At 73.5% G+C, this 25,173-nt stretch carries 13 protein-coding genes; 2 read left to right on the top strand and 11 right to left on the bottom strand.

Features of this window, described 5'->3' with window-relative positions; translation table 11 throughout:
- The first annotated feature begins 18 nt into the window (after positions 1-18).
- Entirely contained in the window at positions 19-1,137 is a 1,119-nt protein-coding gene (nagA, locus tag P4R38_RS09985; protein WP_277192015.1) for an N-acetylglucosamine-6-phosphate deacetylase, read from the top strand.
- Between the two features lie 23 nt (positions 1,138-1,160).
- Here the strand turns inward: nagA and P4R38_RS09990 are convergent, their stop codons facing one another.
- Entirely contained in the window at positions 1,161-1,934 is a 774-nt protein-coding gene (locus tag P4R38_RS09990) for an AfsR/SARP family transcriptional regulator (RefSeq protein WP_277192016.1), read from the bottom strand.
- Between the two features lie 327 nt (positions 1,935-2,261).
- Positions 2,262-3,581 (bottom strand): sensor histidine kinase, encoded by a 1,320-nt coding sequence (locus P4R38_RS09995; RefSeq protein ID WP_277192017.1) that lies wholly within the window; start codon positions 3,579-3,581, stop codon positions 2,262-2,264.
- 166 nt (positions 3,582-3,747) lie between these two features.
- On the opposite strand from P4R38_RS09995, the gene P4R38_RS10000 reads away from it, so the two are divergent.
- Positions 3,748-4,392 (top strand): response regulator transcription factor, encoded by a 645-nt coding sequence (locus P4R38_RS10000; RefSeq protein ID WP_275237572.1) that lies wholly within the window; start codon positions 3,748-3,750, stop codon positions 4,390-4,392.
- 10 nt (positions 4,393-4,402) lie between these two features.
- Here P4R38_RS10000 and P4R38_RS10005 read toward each other — a convergent pair whose 3' ends face one another.
- The 9 genes from P4R38_RS10005 to sbnB form a co-directional block, all read right to left on the bottom strand.
- Positions 4,403-5,119, bottom strand: coding sequence for a 4'-phosphopantetheinyl transferase family protein (locus P4R38_RS10005; RefSeq protein ID WP_277192018.1), 717 nt, complete (start codon positions 5,117-5,119; stop codon positions 4,403-4,405).
- Positions 5,116-6,090 (bottom strand): ATP-binding cassette domain-containing protein, encoded by a 975-nt coding sequence (locus P4R38_RS10010; protein WP_277192019.1) that lies wholly within the window; start codon positions 6,088-6,090, stop codon positions 5,116-5,118. The genes P4R38_RS10005 and P4R38_RS10010 overlap by 4 nt, the downstream gene beginning before the upstream one ends.
- Positions 6,087-6,317, bottom strand: coding sequence for an MbtH family protein (locus P4R38_RS10015; RefSeq protein ID WP_277192020.1), 231 nt, complete (start codon positions 6,315-6,317; stop codon positions 6,087-6,089). Before P4R38_RS10015 ends, P4R38_RS10010 begins: the two co-directional genes overlap by 4 nt.
- A 124-nt stretch (positions 6,318-6,441) precedes the next feature.
- A complete protein-coding gene (locus P4R38_RS10020) occupies positions 6,442-8,670 on the bottom strand; it encodes an MMPL family transporter (RefSeq protein WP_277192021.1) in 2,229 nt (742 codons plus the stop codon).
- Positions 8,671-8,796: 126 nt separating this feature from the next.
- A complete protein-coding gene (locus P4R38_RS10025) occupies positions 8,797-9,639 on the bottom strand; it encodes an ABC transporter permease (protein WP_277192022.1) in 843 nt (280 codons plus the stop codon).
- Positions 9,636-16,706, bottom strand: coding sequence for an amino acid adenylation domain-containing protein (locus P4R38_RS10030; RefSeq protein WP_277192023.1), 7,071 nt, complete (start codon positions 16,704-16,706; stop codon positions 9,636-9,638). Before P4R38_RS10030 ends, P4R38_RS10025 begins: the two co-directional genes overlap by 4 nt.
- Positions 16,707-16,718: 12 nt before the next feature.
- Complete coding sequence (locus P4R38_RS10035; protein ID WP_277192024.1) at positions 16,719-22,955, bottom strand: non-ribosomal peptide synthetase; 6,237 nt, start codon at positions 22,953-22,955, stop codon at positions 16,719-16,721.
- A gap of 24 nt (positions 22,956-22,979) precedes the next feature.
- Complete coding sequence (gene sbnA / locus P4R38_RS10040; RefSeq protein WP_275237564.1) at positions 22,980-24,029, bottom strand: 2,3-diaminopropionate biosynthesis protein SbnA; 1,050 nt, start codon at positions 24,027-24,029, stop codon at positions 22,980-22,982.
- 34 nt (positions 24,030-24,063) lie between these two features.
- Positions 24,064-25,098, bottom strand: coding sequence for a 2,3-diaminopropionate biosynthesis protein SbnB (sbnB, locus tag P4R38_RS10045; RefSeq protein WP_277192025.1), 1,035 nt, complete (start codon positions 25,096-25,098; stop codon positions 24,064-24,066).
- Positions 25,099-25,173: the final 75 nt, after the last annotated feature.

Here is a 25,173-nt window from a genome sequence, read left to right on the forward strand (position 1 = left end):
GTGCGAGAGGATCGGCGCGTGTCCCGACTCCTGCACGCGCGGCGGCTGATCACCGGTTCCGACCTCGGTACGCCGGACGAGGGGTGGATCCGCGTCGAGGACGGCCGGATCACGGACGTCGGCCACGGCGCTCCCCCGGGCCACCCGGACGTCAGCATCGAGGACGGCTGGCTGGTCCCGGCGTACGTCGACATCCACTGCCACGGCGGTGGCGGAGGTGACTTCACCAGCGCGGACGCTGCATCGATCCGTACAGCCGCGACCTTCCACGCGGAGCACGGGACGGGCTCGCTGCTGGCGTCGCTGGTCACCGCGCCCGTCGACGCGCTGTGCGACCAGCTGGACGCCGTCGCGGACGTCGTCGAGGCGGGCGACACGATCGTGCGCGGGTCGCACCTCGAAGGCCCGTTCCTGTCGGCGGCGCGGTGCGGAGCGCAGAACCCCGCTCACCTCGCCGAGCCCGACGTCGACGCGTTCGCGCGCCTGGTCGAGGCGGCTCGGGGCACCCTGCGGATGATCACGCTCGCCCCGGAGCTGACCGGGTCCGCGGCCCTGCTGGACGCCGCGCTCGCGGCCGGGGTCGTGGTCGCGGTGGGTCACACCGACGGCACGTACGAGCAGTGCACCGCGGCGTTCGACGCCGGCGCGAGCGTCGCCACCCACCTGTTCAACGGGATGCGCCCGTTGCACCACCGCGAGCCCGGCCCCGTCGGGGCGAGCCTGGACGCCGGCGCCTGGGTCGAGCTGATCAACGACGGCGTCCACCTGCACCCGGCGACCTTGCGGACGGTCCTCGCGGCCCGCCCCGACCGCGCGGTGCTCGTCACCGACGCGATCGCCGCCGCCGGGCTTCCGGACGGCGATCACGTGCTGGGGGGACTCGCCGTCAGCGTCGCCGGCGGTGCCGCCCGGCTCACCGACAGCGGCTCGCTCGCCGGCAGCACCCTCACGATGGACGACGCCGTCCGCCGGGCCGTCGAGGCGCGGGTTCCGGTCCCGCTCGCGGTGGCGGCCGCTTCCGCCCACCCTGCCGCGGCGACCGGCCTGAGGGACCGCGGTGTGATCGCGCCCGGGTACGCCGCGGACCTGCTGCACCTGGGCGAGGACCTGCGCGTCCGGCGCGTCGGTCTCGGCTGACGCGCCGGGCGCTCCGGCCCGCGTCAGACCCGCACGAGGGGACCGGCCTCCAGCGCGGGGTCCTGGGTGAGGATGAGGTGGTGGACGCGGCGCAGGCCGCGACTGGGGTCCACGCCGATCTCGCTGCGCAGCCGCGAGCTGGTGCGGCGGAACACGTCCAGTGCCTCCATCTGGCGGCCGTCGCGATAGAGCGCGAGCATCAGCAGCTCACAGAGCCGTTCGCGGTTGCCGTGCACCTCGGCCAGGTGGCGCAGGTCGCCGAGGGCCATCCGGACGTCGCCCGTCTCCAGGCGCAGCTCGGCGACCAGCTCGAGCGCGGCCAGCCGGGACTCGGTGAGGCGCGCCTGCTCCGCCCGCAGGCACGGGAGGTCGCCTAGGCCCTCGAGAGCGTGGCCCCGCCACAGAGCCAGCGCGGCCTCGGTGAGCTCGAGCGACTCGGCCGGCGACTCCTGACGGACACCCTGCGCTCGCTGCATCCGCGCGGCGAACTCGAAGGCGTCGACCTGGAAACGCTTGATGTTGAGGCGGTACCCCTCCCCGACCGTCTCCAGCGTCGTGCTGTCCGAGCTGAGGTCCCGCAGCACCCGACGCAGCCGGCTCACGACCGCCTGCAACGCGTTGCGGGAGTTCCGGACGTCCTCGTCCTCCCAGAACTCCGAGACCAGCCGCTGCGACGAGACGACATTTCCCGAGGAAAGGGCGAGAACGGCCAGGAGAGTTCGAGCCTGCTTGGAGCTGATGCCCTTCTCTTGGTCACCGTGCTGAATAGTGAGCGGACCGAGGAGACTGATATACACGATGCCCCATTTCAGACAGAGCTGCTCCCTCAAGCAAGGGGTCATCTGTCTGGACAGGTCACACCCGCCACCGAGCGATGCCCCCGCCCCCGGATTTACCGGCCGAGAATATCGACGCGGCCGAAGCAAGTGCAAATCGAGGAGCCTGCCGAAATAGAGGTTTCCTGACGACGCGACCGCTCAGTAATTTAATGCCGTACGAGTACGCGCGAGTAGTTCAATTCTCGGCCAAGCTGTCGTTCCCCGCGCATTCCCGGCGACATCTTTCCGAAAGCCGCCGGCCACCGCCCGTCCCCCTCCTCGTCCGTGAGAGAACGTCGGGTGACATCAGGACGCGTCGCGCGGCGCGAGGGTGCAGGGCACGACCACCGTCATGGTGGTGGGACCCCCCCGCGGGCTGTGCACCAGCAGGTCGCCGTCGAAGGCCGCCAGCCGACGCTCGACCCCGCGCAGTCCGGTACCCTCCCCGATGCGTACGCCACCGCGGCCGTTGTCCTCGACGGTCACCCGCAGGGTGCCTCCGTCCTTGGCGATCGTCACGACGATCTGGTCGGCGCCGGAGTGCTTGGCGGCGTTGGTCAGCAGCTCGGAGACGGCGAAGTAGACCGCGGACTCCAGCGGGGGCAGCGGACGGCCCTCCAGGTCCGACCGCACCTGGACGTTCAGCGGGGTCTCGAGCGCCCGGGCCCGGATCGCGTCGACCAGACCGCGGTCGGCGAGCACCGGCGGGTGGATGCCGCGTACCAGCTCGCGCAGCTCCTGCAGCGCCGCGCTCGAGGTCTCCTTCGCCTCCTGGACCATGGTGCGGGCGGCGGCGGGGTTCTCGTCGATCAGCCGCTCGGCCGCGCTCAACGTCATGCCCATGGCGACCAGCCGGGCCTGGGCACCGTCGTGCAGGTCGCGCTCGATGCGCCGGATCTCCTGGGCCTCGTGCGCGACGGCGTCCGACCGGGAGCGCGAGAGGTGCTCCATCCGCGCCTGCATCTGCTCGCGGGTCTGGGTCGACAGGACCGTCGCGACCCACCGTCCGTGCCACCGGATGAAGAACGGCGCGAGGACCACGCCGAGGACCAGCGAGACGAGGCCGAGCGCCGCCGCGAGGAACGTCATGCCGAAGCTGTCGACGGGCACGAAGCCGTACCAGCTGTTCTCCCACCCGGAGACCCACGGCTCCCACAGCACGGGCATCGCGACACCGAACAACCCGTTGACGACCAGGGCGGCCGGGACGAAGGCGATGACCACGCCGACGAAGGGGTTGACCAGGTCCCAGAGCAGGTCCTTCCAGAACGACGGATCGCCCGAACGCGTCTGCAACCGCTTGAGATTCGCCGACAGGCCGCCCTCGGCGGTCGGGTCGGGCAGGTAGTTCTCGGTCACGCGCACCCCGGACCAGGACCACGCGAGGGAGCGCTGCCGCCGTGCCTGGGACCGTACGGCGTCCAGCGCGGGCGGCAGGAGGATCACGCCGATCCCGAGGAACACCAGGCACGCACACAGGCACACCCACAGCAGCAGCAACGCCTCCCACAGGGCCAGCCCCGTGAGCACGATGCCGCGGCCGATGGCCCGCAGCCCCGACGACACCACGCCGGAATGCCGTGCCGTGGCCACATCAGTGCCCGGCTTCGCGTCGATCTGAGTCATGAGATCCATCCTGCTGGTTGTCGTCGCTGTGGGCAGTGGTGCACGGACCACTCTTGTCGGGGGTCCGCCCGCCCCGGTGCACGGCTGCTTCGTCGGCAGGACGCCGGACGTGCACCGGCGGCCCGTACACTTCCGCGCGCTCCCCCGTCCTGTCAGGAAGGCCGTCATGCGCGTGGTGCTCGCCGAAGACCAGTTCCTCCTGCGGGACGGGTTGATCCGCCTGCTGAGCAGTCACGGGATCGAGGTCGTCGCCGCGGTCGACCACGGCGACGCGATCGTTCCGGCGATCGTCGAGCACCGTCCCGACCTGGCGCTGCTGGACGTCCGGCTGCCGCCCCGGCAGACGGACGAGGGCCTGCGCGCCGCCCTGGCCGCCCGCGAGGCCGTCCCGGACCTGCCGGTCGTGCTGCTCTCGCAGTACGTCGAGCAGCTGTACGTCGAGGAGCTCCTGGCCGGCGAGCGCGGCGGCGTCGGGTACCTGCTGAAGGACCGCGTCTTCGACGACGTGCAGTTCGTGACGGCGCTGCACGCCGTGCAGCAGGGCGGGACCGTCCTGGACCCGGAGGTCGTCAAGGCGCTGATGAACCGCAACCGGGAGGCCGGGGTGCTCGGTCGGCTCACCGCCCGGGAGCTCGAGGTGCTCGCGCTGATGGCCGAGGGTCACTCCAACGCCGTCATCGCCGAACGGCTCGTCGTCACCGAGAAGGCGGTCGCCAAGCACATCAACAGCATCCTGGCCAAGCTGGACCTGCCGCCCTCGACCACGACGTCGCGTCGGGTGGCCGCCGTGCTGACGTACCTGCGCGCCTGAGGTCACGGGTTCACGGACCTGCCACCAGCTCGGCGTCCTCGACCCGGACGCATCGGGCGTCCAGGTCGGCCGTACCGAGGACGGCCACGGCACCCCGTACGCCGGCCGGCTCCTGCAGCGCGAGGTCGCACAGCGCGATGTCCGCAGCGGCGAGGCCGTCCGGGCGCGAGGCCGAGTCCCAGCCGAGCACCCGGGGAGGCTCGTGCGCGGCGCTGAGCTCCAGGTGGGTCATGGGGACGGTGAGTCCCACCCGCGCCGCCTTGAGCACCGCCTCCTTGCGCACCCACCTGATCCGCAGGGCATCGTCGGTGTCGGGTGCGGCGGCATCCGCGGCTTGCTCGTACGGCGTGCACACCAGCCGCGCGACGGCGTCCAGCGAGCGCGCCGCACCGGCCTCGAGGTCGAGGCCGACCGGCTCGGCGCCCGCGCGGACGGCGACACCGACGACGTCCCCGCTGTGCGTGACCGACAGGGACCACCGACCGGCGTACCGGCCCGCGGGCTCGACCGGGCCGTGGTCGGCGGCGCCACACCCGATGCAGCGCCGCTCCACCGTTGCCGCCTCGTCACCTGTCGCTCGCCGGAGCGCGTGCAGCACCAGCCGGACGCCGGTGGCGCAGCGCGCCCGGTCCGCCTCCTGCTCGTACCGCAGGACGCGCCGCCGCTGCGTCGGGTCGAGGTCGGCCAGGTCACCCAGGCGCGCCCGGGCGAGATGGACGGTCGTCACGGGGCCGCGGTCGTCACCGCGGCCGGCTCGACGGTCTGGTCCCCGGTGAGGTGCAGGAACACCTCGTCCAGCGAGGGCGGGCGCACCAGCAGGGTGCGCACCTCGACGGCCTGGTCCCGCAGCGCCCGCGACGCCGCCTCCAGCGTCGTGAGGGCGTCCGTCACCTCGATCGTGACGACGGACCGGCGCTCGTCGATGTCCGGCACGAGGGTCCCGAACGGCTGCAGCAGCTGGGCCACCCGCACACAGTCCTCCGGCCGGACCAGCGTCACCACCAGCTGGTTGCCGCCCAGGGAGGCCTTGAGCTGGGCGGGCGTGCCGTCCGCGACGGCCCGGCCGTCGCGCATGACCACGATGGTGTCGGCGAGCTCGTCGGCCTCCTCGAGGTACTGCGTCGTCAGCAGGACGGTCACACCGTCGTCGACGAGCGTGCGCACCGTGGCCCACAGCTGGATCCGGCTGGCGGGGTCCAGGCCCGTGGTGGGCTCGTCGATGAACAGCACGGACGGGCGGGCGACCAGGCTCGCCGCGAGGTCGAGCCGGCGGCGCATCCCGCCGGAGTACCCGGAGGCGGGACGGTCGGCGGCGTCCTGCAGACCGAACTGGTCGATCAGCTCGCGCGCCCGCGCACGGGAGTCCGCACGCCGCAGGTGCTGCAGGTTGCCGATCAGCTCAAGGTTCTGCCGTCCGGTCAGCAGCTCGTCGACGGCGGCGTACTGCCCGGTGAGGCCGATCCGACGACGGACCTCGTCGGCCTCGGTGCGGACGTCGAAGCCGGCGACCCGCACCGAGCCACGGTCGGCGGCCAGGAGGGTCGAGAGGATGCGCACGGTGGTCGTCTTCCCGGCGCCGTTGGGGCCGAGCAGACCCAGCACCCGCCCGGCGTCGACGTGCAGGTCGAGGCCGCGTAGCGCGTGGTGCGTGCCGAGCGTCTTGTGCAGGTCCGAGACCTCGACCGCGCGGCCGCTCACGACGCGTCCTCCGCGGCGAGCGACGCACCGGCGCGCAGGCCGGCCGGTTGCAGCGTCGTCCAGACCGACTCGACGTACGTGCCGGCGTCGTCCCTGCTCAGGCTCTCCCGGTCGACCCGCCAGCCCGACGGGACTGCCGCGAACTCGGGCCAGAGGCTGTACTGCCCCTCGTCGTTGACGAGCACATGGAACGTGCCGTCCGGGTCGTCGAACGGATTGTTCGTCATGCGAATCTGCCTCTCTCGTATGGCTTCCGGACACACCTTGCCGCCGGTGACTGACTCACACCTGACGGCTCACTGACGCGCACGAGGCCCGGAGCTCGGTGCTCCGGGCCTCGTGCGGTGGATGTCAGACCGTCTCGACCAGCTCGTCGGCGGCTCGTCGAGAACGCGCGCTCTGCACGGTGCGCGCCGGACGCGCGGGCCACCACAGGAAGCGGCGGCACAGCAGCATCAGTGCGGGCAGGGCGATCACCCGGATCAGGGTGGCGTCGATGAGGATGCCGACGGCCAGCCCGACCCCGATCTGCTTCAGCTCCACGAAGCTGAGGGCTCCGAAGATGGAGAAGACCGCGATCATGACGACGGCCGCACTGGTGACGACCCCGGCCGTACGGACGATGCCGTCCTCGATCGCGGCGCGCGTGTCCATGCCGAGCACGGTGTTCTCGCGGATCCGGCTGACCACGAACACGTGGTAGTCGAGGGAGAGTCCCGACAGCACGACGAACAGCAGCATCGGCACCCAGGAGACGACGTGCCCTGTGCTGGTGAAGCCGAGCAGCCCCTCGGCCCAGGTGCCTTGGAAGACCAGCGTCAGGACCCCGAACGCCGCCAGCACCGACAGCCCGTTGAGCGCGACCGTCATGACCGCCACGGCCACCGAGCGGTAGGCCGCCAGCATGACGACGAGGACGACGGCCAGCACCGCGGCGAGGACGAACGGGAGGCGGGTGTCGAGGCGCTGGGTGTAGTCCATGTTGGCCGCCGCGTCGCCGCCGACCGCGACGTCCGCGCCCGGGACGGAACCGAGCGTCCGCGGGACCAGCTGCTCGCGCAGGGTCGTGACCGCGGTCCGGGACTCGCTGCTCGTCACGGGGTGCGGGACGTTGACGTCCAGGACGTACGTGCGCGCGTCCCTCGACCTCCACGGCTGGTCGACCGCGCCGAACAGGTCGGGCCGCTGCGCCGCCTGCGTCCGCAGCGCGGCGACCTGCTGCTGTACCGCAGGCTCCGAGCCGGCGGGCACCCGTACGACGACCGTGTCGACGCCGGACCGGTCCGGGAACGCGGCGAGCAGCCGGTCGTACGACTGCATCGTGGTCAGCGTCCGCGGGTAGTCCTCGATCTGGGTGGACTTCAGGGACATCTGCGTCATCGGCAGGGCCAGCGCGCCGAGCACGGCGATGCACAGCAGGAGGGCGGCCTTGGGGTGGCGCAGCACCGGTCGCACGATCGCCGCCATCAGACGCGGGCGGTCACCGTTCGTGCCGTTGCTGAGGCGCCACAGGACGGGCAGGCGGGGCCGGTCGACGAACCGCCCGAAGGCCGACAGCATCGCCGGCAGCACGGTGACCGAGGAGACCAGGGCGACGAGGACCACGATGATTGCGCCGGTGGCCATCGCGCTGGAGAACGCGTCGCCGGCGATGAACAGGCCCGCCATCGACAGGGCGACGGCCAGGCCGGAGACGACCACCGAGTGACCGGCCGTGGCGGCGGCGACGTGCACGGCCGAGACGTTGTCGCGCCCGGCGTGCCGCTCCTCGCGGTAACGGCGCAGGTAGAACAGGGAGTAGTCGACGCCGACGGCCATGCCGACCAGGACGAGCAGGTGCATGGTGGTGCCGGGGTCCGGCACGACCTGCGAGGCGAGGGTCCACAGGCCCAGGCCCGCGGCGACCGAGGAGATGGCGAGCACCAGCGGGATGCCGGCCATCACGATGGCGCCGAAGACGATGAGCAGGATGGCGAGCGTGATGGGCAGGCTCAGCGTCGTCGCCTTGCCGAGGTCCTTGTCCAGCCACTGCTGGAAGTCGCTGCCGATCGACGCCGGGCCGACCTCCTCCACCCGGATGCCGGGGTGCGCGGCCTGGACGCCGTCCACCACCCGCTCCAGCGGGCCGACGCGGTCCTGGGCGGTGTCGGGATCGCCCTTCATGGTCACCCGCACGAGCAGCGCGTCACCGCCCTTGCCCCGCAGCGGCGGGCTGACGTCGGCGACGGCGGCGAGGGTGCGCAGGCTGCTGCGTACCTGCGCGGCCGCGGTCTGCGCCTCCCCTGCCTTACCGGGAGCGGTGATGAGGACGTTCTCGACCACGGGGTCGACATAGCCGGCGTCGTCGGCGAGCTTCATCGCGTGGGCGGACTCACCGACGCTGAGCTCCTGCTCCGTGGCCTGGCGCGGACCCTGGATCGCCGCCAGCCCGGTCGCCAGGACGATCAGCAGCAGCCACAGGCCGACCGCCTTGCCGCGGTGCGTCGCGCTCCAGAGGGCGATGCGGTGGGTCAGGCCCGTAGCCGGATCCGGTTGTGCGTCAATGCCATTGGTGCTGGATCGTCGCTTGCGCAAGCTCATGATGATGCTTCCCTTGTCGATGGGGCCGAGTGACCGAACGAGACCTCCGGCCGTTCATGGTCGTGACCAGACTCGCGATCGGCGGCGCCGAAGTCAGTGGTGCGTGCACCCCTCCTGAGGCGGGTGCTACGCCCGGTTGGTGAAGGTGCGCAGGGCGTACGCAGCGCTGCCGATCAGGACGGCGCCGAGCACCACCGCGGCGACCACGCCGGGGTGGGCCGCGGGGTACGAGCCGCCCGTCGGAGCGTCCGTGCCCCAGGCGTCCCGGATGAGCCTGGAGCCGGTGCTGACGGGGTTCCACTCGGCGACGGCGCGCACCCATCCGGGCATCGCGGTCGGCGGGAGCACGGCCGTGGACAAGAAGGTGAGCACGACCAGGAGCAGTGCGCCGATCGAGTCGATCGACTCGGCGTGCTTGACCGCCATCCCGAGCGCGATGCCGACCCAGATCATCGCGTAGGCGAAGACCAGGGCGAGGCCGACACCGCTCAGCACGCCGGCGGCACCGCCGGACGGACGCCAGCCCAGAACCAGCCCGATGCCGCCCAGCACGAGGAGCGCCACCGCGGCCAGGACCAGGTCGGCCAGGCTGTGCGCGATCAGGACGGACCGCCGGCTGATCGGCATCGACCGGAAGCGTTCCATCAGCCCGCGCTGGACGTCGCCGGAGACACTGATCGCGGTCGGCCCCACGCTCGCGAGACCGACCTGCAGAGCGACGCCCGGCATCAGGTAGTCGACATAGTCCGTGGTGCCCACAGGGAGTCGGATGGCGTCCTTGAACAGGTAGCCGACGGCCAGCAGCAGGACCAGCGGGTTCAGGATCACTCCGATCAGCCGACCCGGCGCGGCGCGCATGTGCCGCATCCGCCGGATCACCAGGTCGGCCGTCTCCTCCACGGCGCGCAACGGGCTCCCGGGGAGCCGGTCGGTGGTGAGGGCCTGCTTGGTCACGACCTCGGTCGTCATCGTGTCTCCTTCGGCTGCACCTCGGCCGAGCCGGTCAAGCGGTCTCGGAGGTGGGCCGTGATCTGTTGTGCAGCAATGGGATTCATCATTCCGTCGTGATCGGCATCGACGGGTACGGCAGTGAGCTCGCCGGCGACGTACGGTCGCCACGAGTCCAGGCGTGCGGTCAGGACGGCGTGCGGGTCGTCGCCGGTGCCGCGCATCGCGCCGTACAGGACGGCGTCTCCGCGGTGCGCGCGCGGTCGGTGCCGGCCGGCGAGCAGGGTGTGCTGACGGGCGAGGGCGAGCACCCGTCGTACCTGGACCGTCCCGACACCGGCGAGCGGACCACCGGTACGGCGCAGCACGTCCACCACACCGGCGACCGTGAGCGGGCCCTGCTGTGCGTCGCGCTCGCCGACGTACGCCAGCACCTCCTGGAGCAGGTGCTGCTCGTCCGGTGCGTCGAGGCGGGTCACCGGGAAGCTGTCCAGGATCGCCAGCTGCCCGACCTCGCGGCCCCGCTCGGTCAGCTGAACGGCCATCTCGTGCACGAGCAGACCGCCGTACGACCACCCGAGCAGGTGCACGGGTCCGGTCGGCGCACGCCGCACCACCTCGTCGACGTAGTGGCTCGCCGCGTCCGCGACGGACAGCGGCAGCGGAGCGTCCGGGTCCAGCGACGGTGACTGCAGCGCGACCACCGGCTGGGCCCGGTCGAGATGAGGCAGGAGCGCGAGGTACGCCAGCGACATCCCGATCCCGCCGTGCACGCAGAAGAGTGGCGGGCGCTCGTCGGAGTCGCGCAGCACCAGCACCGGCTCGAAGGCGTCGCGACCGGGGACCTCGCCCCCGGCCGTGGAGACGGCGTCCCCGGTCGACGCGAGCGCGGCGATGCGCTCGGGCGTCCGCGCCTCGATGACGTCGTCGATCTCGACCTCGACGCCCAGGTCCTCCAGTCGTGCCACCAGCTCGACCGACCGGATGCTGTTGCCGCCCACCTCGAAGAAGTCGCTCGCCGCGGTCACCGGCCGACCGAGCACGTGCTCGAACGCGGCGCGCACCACCTCGACCACCGGGTCCTGGGACGGGCGATCGTCCGCGCCGCTCTCGCCGGTCGGCGCCGGCAGGGCGGCGTGGTCGATCTTGCCGTTGACCGTCAGCGGGATGCGGTCGACCGCCGTGATGCTGGTCGGGACCTGGTGCGGTGGCAGCGTCTCCGCGAGCCGCGTCCGCAGCGCTCGCAGGTCCACGGCCCGGTCGGCGACGACGTGCGCGACGAGCTCACGCGAACCTCCCGGTGCGCTCCAGACGTGGACGACCGCCTGCCGGACCGCGTCCTCGGCGAGCAGCGCGGACTCCGTCTCCGCGGGTTCGACGCGGTGGCCGTTGACCTTGACCTGCCGGTCCGCCCGGCCGAGGTACTCCAGCTGGCCGTCGGCGCCGACGCGGACCAGGTCGCCGGTGCGGTACATCCGCTCCCCCGGCCGACCGTACGGGCAGGCGACGAACCGTTCCGCGGTCAGCGCGGCGCGGCCGAGGTAGCCGTCGGCGAGTCCCTGCCCGGCGAGGTAGAGCTCGCCCTCGGAGCCGTCGGGCACGGGCTGCAGCCGGCTGTCGAGCACGTGCAGGTCCCGGCCCGGGAAGGCATGTCCGATCGGGACGCTGCCCGGTGTCATCGGTGCGCTGATGGACGCGCACACCGTGGACTCGGTCGGCCCGTACCCGTTGCGCAGCAACAGCTTTCGGCTGTACGTGTTGACGGTCTCGACGGGAAGGGCCTCGCCGGCGGACAGGATGTCCAGGCCGTCCGGCAGCTCGGCGTCCGGCGGGATCGAACCGATCACGACCGGTGGGAGGACGGCCGAGCGGACGTCGTACCGGCGGAGCAGGTCGGCCAGCGGTGCTCCGGCCCGCTCACGGTCGCCGGCGATCACCGCCGTACCGCCCTGGAAGAGGGACAGACCGATCTCCCAGAACGACGCGTCGAAGCTGAGCGACGCCGTCTGCAGCACCCGCCACCCGTCGCGCGGCCGGACGAGAGTGGCCTGCGCCCTGACGAACTGGTGGGCGCTGCGCTGGCTGATGACCACGCCCTTGGGCCGGCCGGTCGATCCGGAGGTGAAGATGACGTACGCGGGGTCGGCGGGCCGGGCGGGTCGGGCCGGCTCCTCCGGCGCGAGCGGCGACGTCGGGTGGGCCGCGATCCGCGCAGCCGTTCCGAGGTCGTCGAGAACGACGACATCGGCCAGTCCGGCGGACTCCGCCAGGTCGCGGCCGGCTGCGGTCGTGAGCGTCACCCGGGGCGCGGCGTCCTGCGCCATCATTGCGATCCGCTCGTGCGGGTAGGCCGGGTCCATCGGCAGGTAGGCCGCACCGGCGGTCATCACGCCGAGGATCGCGGCGAGCGCCTCGGCCGAGCGCGCCATCAGGACGCCGACGACGTCGCCGGGTCCGACGTCGCGGGCTGCGAGCTCGCGCGCGACCCGGCGCGCCCGGCCCGCGAGGTCCTCGTACGTCCAGGTGGCGGGCCCGTCCGGGCCGTCCCACTGGAGCGCCGGACGGTCGCCGTGCCGCCGCACGACGGTCTCGAACCGCTCGCTGAGCGTCCCCTCCGCCGGGGCGAGCGGCACCAGCGGCGCGTCCGGGCGGTGCAGACCGGCGAGCAGGACGGTCCGGAACCGCTCCAGGACCCGGTTGGCCGTCGTCGTGTCGAACAGGTCGGTCGCGAGGTCGAGGCCGCCGTCCACGCCGGCCGGTACGGTGCCGTCCCACTGCTCGGTGAGCTCGAGGGCGAGATCGACCTTGGCCGCGACCTCCGGCGTCCCCGCCTCGCCGACGGTCAGACCGTCGAGGTCGAGCGCGGCCGCCGGGGTGTTCTGCAGGATGAGCATGACCTGGAACAGCGGGTTGCGAGAGGTGTCGCGCGGGACGGCGAGGGCGTCGACCACGGCGTCGAACGGCACGTCCTGGTGCTCCTGCGCGGCAAGGACCGTGTGCCTCGAGCGCTGCGCCAGCTCGACCAGGCTCGGCGACCCCGAGCAGTCCAGCCGGAGCACGACGGTGTTGACGAACAGCCCGACGAGGTCGTGCAGCCGGTCGTCGTCACGCCCGGCGACCGCCGTACCGATCGGGACGTCCGTCCCGGCTCCGAGATCGGTCAGGGTGGCGGCGAGCGCGGCGTGCAGCACCATGAACGGCGTGACCCCGTGGCGCCGGGCCAGGTCCAGCAGGTCGCGGTGGACCTCGGCGTCCAGCCGGAACGGGATGCGCCGCCCCTGACCGGTGGGACGTGCGGGCCGCGGCCGGTCCGCCGGGAGGGTCAGCGTGTCGGGCGCCCCGGCGAGCTGGCCGCGCCAGTACTCGAGCTGCTGGTACGCGCGGCTCTCCGGGTCGCTCGCGTCGCCCAGCCGCCGGGCGTACCAGTCGACGTAGTCGAGGTAGCGGACCGGCACCGGCGGACGCTGCGGGGACCGTCCGGCGCGGCGGTCGGCGTACGCGCTGGACAGGTCGGCACACAGCGGTCCGAGGGACCAGCCGTCGACGGCGATGTGGTGCACGACGAGCGACAGCACGTGCTCGGCGGCTCCCACGCGCAGGACCGTCGCCCGGACGGGGAGCTGGGTCATCAGGTCGAACGGCGCCGCCGCTGCCTCGGCGAGCCGGCGCTGCACGTCCTCGGGCGGGCAGTCGAGCACGCTCACGCCGAACGCGGTCGTCGGACGCACGTGCTGCACCGGGCGCCCGCCCTGCAGCGGGAACGTCGTGCGCAGCGGTTCGTGCCGGTCGACCACGTCGGTCAGCGCCTGCTCCAGCGCCGGCAGGTCGAGGTCGCCCTGCAGCCGGACGGCGACGGCGACGTTGTACGCCGACCGGCCCGCCCGCACCCGGCTCATCAGCCACATGCGCTGCTGGGCCGCGGTCAGCTCGCCGTCCTGCGCAGCGGGTTCGCGGCGCTCGGGGCGGTCGCCGACCGGGCCTGCGTCCTGCAGCCGCTGGGCGAGGGCGGCGACGGACGGGGCCTCGAACAGCGTTCGCGGCGGCACGTCGACGCCGGTGATCGTCCGCAGCCGGCTCACGACCCTCGCCGCGAGCAGCGAGTGGCCGCCCCGGGCGAAGAAGTCGTCGTGCACGCCGACCTGCTCCACCTCCAGGATCTCGGCGAAGACCTCGGCGAGGACGGACTCGGTCGGCGTACGCGGCGCCACCCCGGAGGCGGCCGCGACGACCGTCGGAGAGGGGAGGGCGTTCCGGTCGATCTTGCCGCTGGTCGTCAGTGGCATCCGGTCCAGCGTGACCACCTGGGACGGCACGAGCGCGGACGGGAGGGATGCGCGCGCGTGCTCGTGGATGTCGGCGGAGGCCGCCGCGGGCGCGACGACGTAGGCGACGAGCAGCGGCTCGGTGCCGGCCGGGTGGTGCAGCACGACGACCGCGTCGTCCACCGCGTCGCTCCGGCACAGGACCGCCTCGATCTCCGCCGGCTCGATGCGGTGGCCCCGCAGCTTGACCTGGTGGTCGGTGCGGCCGAGGCAGCGCAGCCGCCCGTCGGCCGTCCACACCGCCAGGTCGCCGGTGCGGTACATCCGCGACCCGGGTGCGCCCCACGGGTCGGCGACGAACCGGGACGCCGTGAGGGCCGGTCGGTTCCGGTACCCACGGGCGACCGACGGGCCCCCGATGTAGAGCTCTCCCGCGACGCCGACCGGAACCGGGCGCAGCGCGGCGTCCAGCACCCGGCAGTCGTTGCCGGCGATCGGCCTGCCGATGTCCGGGCCCTCGCCGCAGGGCTCGCCGACACGTCCGCCCGTCGACCAGATCGTCGTCTCGGTCGGCCCGTACAGGTTGTGCAGCAGCGCACCGCGGCGCACCATCTCGTCGGCGAGATCCGCGGGCAGCGCCTCGCCGCCGCTCACGGCCGTCAGCCCGCGCAGCGCGTCCGGGTGCTGCCGGCACAGCTCGCGCCAGTGCACCGGGGTGGCCTGCATGACCGTCGTACCGGACGACCGCAGCAGCGCGACCAGCCGGTCGACGTCGCGGACGGTCTCCTCGTCCGCCAGGACGATGCTCGCGCCCGCGAGCAGCGGTGCGAGCACCTCGGTGTGGGCGATGTCGAAGCCGAACGTCGTCACCGCGAGCATGCGGTCGGCAGCGGTGAGACCGCCGACGGCCGCCGGGTACGCGCGCAGGGTGTTGGCGAGGTTCGCGTGCCCCACGACGACGCCCTTGGGCCGCCCCGTCGTCCCCGAGGTGAAGATGACGTACGCCGGGTGGCCGCCCCGCAAAGGCTCGGTGCGGTCCCGGTCGCTCACCGGGTCGCTCGTCGGCGCATCGGCGTCGAGCATCTCGTCGCAGAGCTCATCGAGCGCGAGGCGGTCGACCCCGACGGCGTGGTCGGTGAGGGCCGCCAGGCGCTCGGACGTCCCCACCAGCAGCGAGGGCGCAGCGTCGTCGAGGATGACGGCCAGGCGCGCGGGAGGCAGGAAGGGGTCGAAGAACACGTACGCCGCGCCGCTGGAGAGGACGCCGAGCATCGCGACGACCGCCTCACCCGTCCGCGGCACCGCCAGGCCGACCAGCGACTCCGGCCCGATGCCTCGACGGACGAGCGCCCGCGCCAGCCGCTGCGACTGCGCGGCCAGCTCGACTCCGGACCAGGACCGGTGCTCACCGACCAGGACGGAGTCCGACCTCGCGGCGATGGCGGCGACGAGGTCGTCGCCCGGCAGGCCCTCGTACGCCTCCGGCCCCCGGCCGAGCGCGATCAGGCCGCTCCGCTCGTCCGGCGTGGCCACCGGGAGCGCCGCCACGGGCGAGGCCGGGTCGCACTCGGCCACGACGGCCAGCAGCGACCGGAACCGCTCCAGCAGCGAGGACGCGCTGTGGCCGGCGCGCAACCGGGCGCGGACCTGCAGCACCAGCTCCAGCTCGTGGTCGACCGGCAGGACGGTCATCGTCACCGCGTACCCGGTCCCGGCGAACGTCTCGACGCTCTGGACGGGGATCGTGTCGGCCGCGGATGCGTCGAGGTCGGGCATCGGGTAGTTCTGCACCGTCAGCAGCGAGTCGAAGAGGGCGTCCACGCCGGCCGCGCGCTGGATCGCGCCCATCCCGGCGTAGCGGTGCTCCTCCGTCGCGAGCGCAGCGGCCTGCACCTCACGGGCGAGGTCGCCGATCGAGGTACCGGCGCGCGCACGCACCCGGACGGGATAGGTGGCGCACAGGGTGCCGACCGCCGTCCCCACGCCGGCCACGGGGGCGGCCCGCCCGGAGTCGACCTGTCCGAGCACGACGTCCTCGCTGCCCGTCGCGTACCCGGCGACCAGCGCCCAGCAGACCTGCAGCACCGTGGTGAGCGTGACCTGCTCGCGCCTCGCCCACTCCGTCAGCAGCGTGGTCGTCCGTGCGTCGACCAGCGCCGTTCGGCGATCCAGCGGACGTCCCGGGTCGCCGTCGTCGGCGGCGAGCAGCGTCGGGGACGCCAGACCGGAGAGCGCGTCGGACCAGGCGGTCAGCGACGCGTCGAGGCTGCGTCCGCCCAGCCAGCCGAGGAAGTCGCGGAACGCCGGGTCCGGACGGCTCAGGGGACCCGACCCGGCGTACTCCTGCGCGACCGCCTGGAGCAGCAGCGGGAGCGACCAGCCGTCGAGGACGAGGTGGTGGACGGCCAGCAGCAGCCGGTACGACCCGTCCGGGCGGCCGAGCAGCGTCGCTCGCAGCAGCGGGGGGTCGGTGAGGTCGAACCGCGCCGTACGGTCCGCGGTGGTGCGCCGCTCGACCTCGCCGGCGGCCGCGTCCGACGACAGGCCCGTGAGGTCGACGACCTCCCACGGCACGGTCGCGTGCGGCGGTACGACCTGAACGGCCTGCCCGTTGCGGCGGCGCCGGAAGCAGGCACGCAGGTTCGGGTAGCGCACGAGCAGGGCGTCGACGGCTGCGTGCAGGCGCTCGGGGACGAGGCGCTCGTCGAGCTCGACCACCACCTGCAGCACGTACGGGTCGTCGTCGCGTCCCTCGCACTCGAAGAGCAGACCGTCCTGCAGCGGTGTCAGCGGAAGGTAGTCGTTCCGCGCGGTGGTGATGGTCATCTCGAACCTTCCTCAGACGAACCCGAGCTCGGCGTCGAGCTCGTCCAGCTCGGCGTCCTCCAGGACGGGCAGACCGGCCTCGACCGGCTCGGGTGCGGCCGCTGTGACCACGGCTGCGAGCAGACCCGGCGCCGGGTGGGCGAAGACGTCGCGGGGCGCGGCGACCAGACCGCGCTCCCGCAGCGCTGCGACCAGGTGGATCGCGGTGATCGAGTCGCCGCCGAGCAGGAAGAAGTTGTCGTCCGGTCCGACCCGGTCCCGACCCAGCGCGGACGCGAACGCCTCACAGACCGCGGCGTCGTGGACGCCGGCTGGACGCACGCGCACCGGCTCGGCGAGAACCGTTGCGTACGAACCGGACTCGTCCTTCGTCTCGGTCAGAGCGGCGGGCACCCGGCCCGCGGCGATGTCCTCGAGCGCCCGTCGCAGGGAGGCGGCCAGCGCCGCGGCACGGTCGTGATCGAGCCGTCGCGGGTCGTGCTCCACGCGCAGGACGAGCCGGTCGCCGGGTTCGACCACGAGGCTCAGCGGGAAGTGCCGCGCGTCGTGGGCGCGCGCGTTCTCCAGGCGCAGTCCCGGGGCGACGGGTCCCTCGATGCGCCCCGCCGGGAAGTTCTCCAGGACGACGACGCTGTCGAACGGCTCGCCCACCCGGGCCAGCTGCGGGTTGGCGGCGAGCGTCCGGGTGAGGGGCAGGTGGGCGTACGCCCGCATCCGCGCCTGCTCCCGCTGGATCCGTCCGACCAGCGCCGCGAGGTCCTCTCCCGGTCGTCGCACGATCCGAACTGCCGTGGTGGACAGCAGCATCGCGATCATGTCCAGCGCCCCGTCGAGCTCAGGCGGGCGGACGGAGGCGACCGACCCCATCAGCACGTCGGCGCGCCCGGTCGCCTCGGCGAGCGCCGCCGCCCAGGCGACGTGCACGACGGTCCCGAGGGTGACCTGCTCGGCGCGCAGGCGGCGCTCCAGCTCGAAGGCGCGCTCGTCGTCCAGGAGCACGGGCAGCGCGGCGACCTCGTCCCCGGCTGTCACCGACGGGTCCGCGACCAGCGTGGGTGCGTCGATGCCCGCGAGCGCCTCGCCCCAGGCCCGCAGTCCTGCTGCGTCGTCGGAGGCGGCCATCGCCCGGTGGTAGGTGACGGGATCGGCCCGAGGGACCAGCTGCTCGCCGCGGTACGCCGCCAGGACGTCCTCGACCAGCAGCGGCATCGACCAGCCGTCGACGAGGATGTGGTGCAGCGTCAGCACCAGGTGCGCCCGACCGGGCCCGGCGGGCACCACGGCGCAGCGCAGCGCGGGCCCCTGGACGAGGTCGAACGGGTGCGCCCTCTCGTTCCGGGCGACGGTCTCGACGTCCTCGCCGTCGAGGACGCGCAGCCGCACCGCGGCCGCGTCCGGGACGACCGCGACAGGTAGGCCGGCACCGGTGAACGCGAAGGTGGTCCGCAGCGCCGAACGCGCGTCGACCACGCGCTGGAGCGCCTCGGCGAGGCGGTCCGGGTCGAGGTCGCCGACCAGGTCGCCGCGGACCTGCAGGACGTACGGGTCGGCGTCCTCCCGTGCCTCGTGCTGGAAGAGCAGGCCGCGCTGGGTCGCCGTCACCGGCAGCACCTGGTCGAGCACCGCCGGTCGGTGAGCCGCCGCGAACCGGTCGAGGTCCGTCGCGGTGACCTCGACCAGCGTGACGTCGGCCGGCGTCAGATCACGGTTGCCGACGCGGTCCTCGCATGCGACCAGGTCGGCGAGGGCGTTCTCCCAGGCCAGGGCGAGCCGCTGCACGTCGTCCGCGCGCAGCACGCCGTCGGCCCACTGCCACTCCACGACCAGCTCGATCCCGTCGGCCGTCTCCTCCGCGAGGGCCGTGATCCCGAGCGCGTGGCGCAGCGGCAGCTGCGGGTGGGTACCCGTGCCGATCACGCCGAGCCCGAGGCCGCTGTCGAGCGTCTCGAGCGGTTCGAACGTCCAGGCCGCGACGGCGGCTGTGGTGGCGAACCGGCCGAGGTAGTTGAAGCCGACCGCGGGCACCGGCTGGTCGCCGAGCAGCCGGTGACCCTGCGGGTGCTGGTGGCGGACCATGCCGTACCCGATGCCGTGGCCGCTCACGGAGGCGAGCCGGTCGTGGACGGCCTTGACCTCACGGGTGAGCGTGCCGGCGCGGTCCTCGTGGCTGGACGGGGCCGTGAGCCGGACAGGGAAGGCGGAGGTGAACCAGCCGACGGTGCGGGCGACGTCCGGCGTCGGCGCGCCGGGCAGCTCCTCCCGGCCGTGGCCCTCCAGCTCGACGACCGGTTCCAGCCCGAGCCCCGTCTCGCCGATCGCGACGCTAAGGGCGGCGAGCAGGACGTCGTTGACCTGTGACCGGTACGCGGCGGGGGTCGCGGTGAGGACCTGCTCGGTGAGCGAGCGGTCCACCCGCCGGCGCAGCCGCTGGGCGGAGCCCCAGGTGTGCCGGGCGGGGTCGAGCGCGGCGCCGGTGACGGCTCCGGCCTCCCGCCAGTGCGCGACCTCGCTGCGGGCGAGGTCGCCGTCGCGGGCGACGTGCCCCTGCTGCCGTACGAACTCGCCGAAGGTGGCGCCCTCGGGACCGACCTGCACCGACCGGCCGGCGGTCCGCGCCGCCCACGCCTGCTCCAGGTCCTCGCGCAGGATCCGCCAGGAGACCGCGTCGACGCTCAGGTGGTGGACGGCGAGCAGCAGCCGTCGCACCGGCCCGTCGAGCAGGACGGCCTGCCAGCAGCGTCCGGCGGCCGGGTCGAGCCGTTCACCGGCGAGCCGCACGACGTCGGCGAGGTCGCTGCCCTCGGGTGCGGTCATGACCTGCGCGGTGATGCCCGCTGCGTCCTCGGCCAGCGGGACGACCGTGCGCCACACCCGGTCGGCGACGTCGGTGGTCACCGCGCGCAACATCGGGTGGGCGCCGGCGACCGCGGCCATCAGGTCCCGTACGTCCGGCTCGGTCAGCGCGTCCGGCACGCGCAGCACGACGTACTGGCAGTACGCCGCGGCCGGGCCGTCGACCGAACCGCACTCGCGAGCGAGCTCGGCGGCGATCGGGGTCGGCTCGACGGTCTCAGGCCGGACCGGGGCCGGCGCGGCGGGCGACGCCGCGTCCTGGCGCGCGCCGGTCGCGAGGAGGGCGCGAGCGGTCCCCTGCTCGAACACGTCCCGCGGGCTGACCTGGAGGCCGAGCTCCCGCAGCACCCGGACCGCCTGGATCGCCGTCACCGAGTCACCGCCGGCGGCGAAGAAGTTGTCGTCGGCGCCGAGGTCCGGCCGGCGCAGCACCTCGCCGAGCGCCGTGGTCACCGCCCGGAGGGAGGCGTCGGCACGCGACGGGTCGGGCGCCGACGTCGTGGCCGACCCGCCCGGGACGTGCTGCTCGGCCGTGAGCTCCGGCAGCGAGCGCCGGTCGATCTTGCCGTGCGCGGTGAGCGGCATCGTCCCCACGGCGCACCAGCGGGCGGGCACCATGTGCTGCGGCAGCAGGCCCTCCAGCCGGCTCCGCAGACCGGCCAGGTCCGCGCCGGCCTGGCCGGTGACGTACGCGTCCAGGTGGGTGGACCCGTTCCCGCGGCGGGCGACGACGACCGCGGTGTCGACGTCGTCGAGCTCGCACAGGGCCGCCTCGATCTCACCGAGCTCGATCCGCTGGCCGCGGATCTTCACCTGGTGGTCGAGGCGCTCGATGAACTCCAGCTGCCCGTGCTCGGACCAGCGGACCCGGTCGCCGGTGCGGTACATGCGCGCGCCGGCGGACCCGTACGGGTCGGCGACGAAGGTGACGGCGGTGCGGCCGGGGTCGTCCAGGTAGCCCAGCCCGACGCAGTCGCCGGAGACGTACAGCTCGCCCACGGCTCCCGGCGGGAGCGGGCGCAGGTCGGGGCCGAGCACGAGCAGCCGGGTGTTGCGGATGGGTACGCCGATGGGTGCGCGCCGCTCCAGGGGGGTGTGCGGGCCGAGCGTCGCGTGAGCGACGTCGTCGGAGCACTCCGTGGGGCCGTACGCGTTGAGCAGGGGCACGTCCGGGCAGGCGGCGCTCCAGCGGCGGGCGAGATCGACCGGCAGGGCCTCGCCGGTGACCATCAGCGCCCGCAGCCCGCGCAGCGGAGCGGCGCCGCCCCACAGGTCGAGGGACGCGCGCAGGAGCGACGGCACGACCTCCAGGACCGTCACGCGGTCGGCGGCCACCACGGCGGCGAGCGCGTCGGGATCGGCCGCCGTGCCCGGCGACACCACCCGCACGGCCGCGCCGACCATCACCGGCAGCAGCATCTGCCAGATGGACACATCGAAGGTGACGGGCGCGTTCTGCACCAGGACGTCGTCGGGCTGCAGCGCGAGGAGGTCCTGCTTGCAGCGCAGGTGGTTGAGCATACCCCCGCGGTGCACCATCGCGCCCTTGGGACGGCCCGTGGTGCCGGAGGTGAACAGCACGTACGCCGGGTGCTCCGGTCGGCCGAGGACCGGGGTGAGCTCCTCGGGCAGCGGCCGGGCGAGGATCTCCTCCAGTACGACCACCTGCGGGCGGGTGTCGAGCGGGAGCCGTCCGACCGCCTCCTCGGCGAGAGCCGTCGCGTCCCGGTCCACCACCACGACGTCCGCGCGGCAGTCGCCCAGCAGGCTCGCCACGCGCGCCACCGGCGACCGGACGTCCAGCGGTACGAACGTCCCTCCCGCGGCGAGCACGCCGAGCACCGATGCGACGAACGGTCGTCCGGGCGAGGCGAGCAGCGCTGTCGTCCGGCCGTTGCCGACCGCGCGCGCCACCAGCTCGCACGTGCGCACGAGCACGTCGTACGTCCACACACCGTCGTCGTCGATCGCGGCGACCGCTGCCGGATACTCCAGCGCGCACCGGCGCACCTGCTCGACCACGCCGTCGTACGGGTCGTCCACGACCGGTCCGTTCCCGACCCGGAGGGTGTCCACGTCGTGCCCGTCCAGGACGTCCAGCGTGGCCAGCCTCTGCTCCGGAGCGGACCCGACGAGGCGGTCGATGAACGCCTCGAGGCGGGAGGCGTGCGCGACGACCTCGCCACCGTCGTACATGGCGGGGTTGCCGTTGACGTGCAGCTCGACCGAGCCGTCCAGGCCGTCGAGCACGGTCACCATGAAGTCCTCGACGGCACCGGTCGACATGTTCACCACCCGGGCCTCGGCGCGTCCCAGGTCCAGGACCGGGTGCTGGGGCAGCACGTTCACGTAGGGGCCGTACGGTCGCCGGTCCTCCACCGGCACACCGGCGAGTCGGCGGACCTGCTCACCGCGGAAGCGCTGGTGCTGGACGGTGCGGAACAGCTCGGCCGCGGTGCCGGCGACCAGCTCGCCGACGGTCCTGCCGGGCGCCGCGTCGATCCGCAGCGGCAGGTAGTTCGCCACCATGCCGGGCACCTGCCGGGTCCGGCGGCCCACGCGACCGGTGACGGGCACCGTCAGCTGGGCCGAGGTCGCCCCGGTGGCCTTGGCGACGTAGGCGCCCGCCGCGGCGATGACGTACGCCGCCCACGAGACCCCCGCGCCCGCGGCCGCGGCCCGCCAGCCTTCAGCGCGGTCCTTCCCGACGACGCGGGTGTGCCGCAGCTGGGTCGGGGCGGGCGCGGCCGTCCGCAACGAGAGCGTGGAGGGCTCGGCGAACGCCGTCGCGCGAGCGCGCCAGTAGGCGTCGTCCCGGTCGTGGGCCGGCGACTCCTCGTACGCCCGCTCGGTGTCCAGCAGCACGCGGAACGGGGGCAGCGACCGGCCGGCCGCGTCCTCGAGGGTGCCGCCCTCGTCCAGCTCGCGGTAGATCGCGGCCAGCCGGTCGTACGCGGGAACCCGGCTGTAGCCGTCCGAGACGAGGTGGTGCATGGCGATGTACAGCAGGTGCCGGGTCGGTCCGAGGACGTAGAGGGCGCAGCGAACCAGCGGCTCGCCGTCCAGCCGGAACGGGCGGTCGAGGTCCGCCCACATCTGCGCGACCGCCTCGTCGTGACCGACGTCGCCGCGCGCGGTCAGGTCGTGGACGGGCAGGGGCAGGGCGATGTCCCGAGGCTCCTGGACGGGCACACCGTCGACCTCCCGGAACCGCATCCGCATCCCGTCGGCCTCGTGCAGCAGCCGGTCCAGGGCCCGCTCCAGCAGCCCCACGTCCAGCGGTCCGCGGATGTCGAGGTGCTCCCCCATCGTGTGCAGCGCGGGCCGGTCCGACAGCGTCTCGTCGAACCAGATGGCGCGCTGGGCAGCGGTGAGGTCGAGGGGTTCAGTGGCCATGGGTGGAGTTCTCCTGCGATGCGGTCAGCGAGTGGCGGGGGCCGCGTCGACGGCCGGTTCGAACGGGGTCGGCACGCGCAGGTCGAGCCGGGTGATGCCGTCCTGGGCGCCGAGACGGGCGGGCCGGGTGGCCTCGTCGCCGTAGCGGTTACGGACCCAGGAGTCGTCGTGCACGGTCGTGAGGTAGCGCTCCCCCAGGTCGGGAGCGATCGCGACCGCGAGGATGTCGTCGCGACCGTGGCGTGCGAGCCAGGTCGCCGCCGCCGCGACGACGGTGCCGGTCGAGCCACCGAGCAGGAAGCCGGACCGGGCCAGCGCCTTCGCGGCCCGTACGGTCTCGGCCTCCTCCACGAGCAGGACCTCGTCGGGCTCCACCGGGTCCAGCAGGGGCGGGCGGACCCCGGCGCCGAGGCCCGGGATGTGCCGGGTGGCGGCCGGCGTGCCGAACGTCACGGAGCCGACGCTGTCGACCGCGACGACCCGCGTGGACGGGCTGTGGTCGCGCAGGTAGCGCATGACGCCGATCAGGGTCCCGCAGGTGCCGGCGCCGACGAACACGACGTCGGGGACGCCCGCGCCGGCGAGGATCTCCGGCCCGGTCGTCGCGTAGTGACCACGCCAGTTCGCCTCGTTGGCGTACTGGTTCGGCCAGAACCACGACGGGTTCTCCTGGAGCATCGCGCTCACGGCCGCCAGCCGCGCACCGAGCAGCCCGGTCTGCGGGTGCGGCTCACTGACCACGACGACCTCCGCGCCGAACGCGCGCATCATCGCCAGCGACGCGGGCGTGCACCGGGTGTCGGTCACGCAGTGGAACTCGTAGCCGCGACTGGCCGAGGCCATCGCGAGGGCGACGCCGAGGTTGCCCGACGAGCTCTCCACGAGGTGACCGCCGGGGATCAGCGTCCCGGCGCGCTCGGCCACGTCCAGCATGCTCATCGCGGCCTTGAGCTTCACCGACCCGGCGAGGTTGAGCCCTTCGCACTTCAGCAGCAGCCGCCGCCCGAGCGTAGGGGTCAGGTCGATGAACAGGTCGGGCACGTTGAACTGCTCGGCCGAGGTGATGACGGTCATCGATGATCCCTCCGGTCGCTCGGGCGGGCGCCGCTCAGCGGGCCGTCCGGCTCATCTCGTGGAAGAAGCCCGGGACCGGTTCGAGCGCCCCGGACGAGCCGAGCTCGTCGTGGATGTAGCGCGCGAGCGCCAGGTCGAGCACGCCGAGGCCGAACGGGGAGAGCACGACGGTCCGGTCGGCCGGGATCTGCACCTCGCCCTCGATGACCTGGGCGAGGGTGCCGGCGAGGAAGTCGCGGTGGCCGAGCTCCTGCTCCATCAGGTGCACCGACGTGTTGGCCTTGAGGCAGTGCTCGACGTCGTCGACCACGTTCACGGCCGAGCGGATCACCTCGGTGCCGAGGTCGCGCAGCGACACGTTCAGCACGACCGGGTGGTGCGAGAAGGCCTGCGGGTCGAGCAGGTACGGCTCCGGCGCGACCGTCGCGAGCACGACGAGGTCGCTCGCCCGTACGAGGTCCTCGGCCGTGTCGTGGACCGTCACGGTGGCGCCGTCGGACGCCCCGCGCAGGTAGTCGGCGAACGCTCCGGCGTGCTCCGCGGACAGGTCGTGGATGCCGATCTCGTCGTACGCACCGCCGGCGGCCTGCAGGTAGTGGTGCACGTACCGGGCGATGAGGCCTCCGCCGACGATGCCGAGGCGCCGGGCACGCGGCCGGGACGCCCCGAGGACCTGAGCGCCGAGCGCTGCCGAGGCCGCCGTACGAGCTGCGCTGATGATCGACGCCTCCAGGCAGGCGTACGGGTAGCCGGTCGTCGGGTCGTTGAGGATGACGACGGCGGACGCCCTGGGGATGCCGCGCTCGATGTTCGCCGGGACGCTCGAGATCCACTTGATGCCGTCGACGGCCTGCTCCCCCGCGACCGAGGCCGGAAGGGCGATAATCCGGTTGGCCGGGCGGTCCTCGAACCGCAGGAAGTACGACGGCGGGTTGACCGTCAGGCCGCGCTCGTGCGTGAGGTAGGTCTCGCGGACGACGTCGAGGACGACCTTCTCGCGTCCGGCGAGGGTGGCGCTCACCTGCTCTCCGCTGATCACCGTGAACGCGGGCTGGGGCTGCGCAGTCATCTCGTTCCTTGTCTCAAGAGGTCGTGCCCGCGGGTGCGGTGCTTCGGAACCAGCGTGGTCGAGCGCCCTGACCCG

Source organism: Luteipulveratus flavus, assembly GCF_029439465.1.
In the GTDB taxonomy this organism is placed as follows: Bacteria; Actinomycetota; Actinomycetes; order Actinomycetales; family Dermatophilaceae; genus Luteipulveratus; species Luteipulveratus flavus.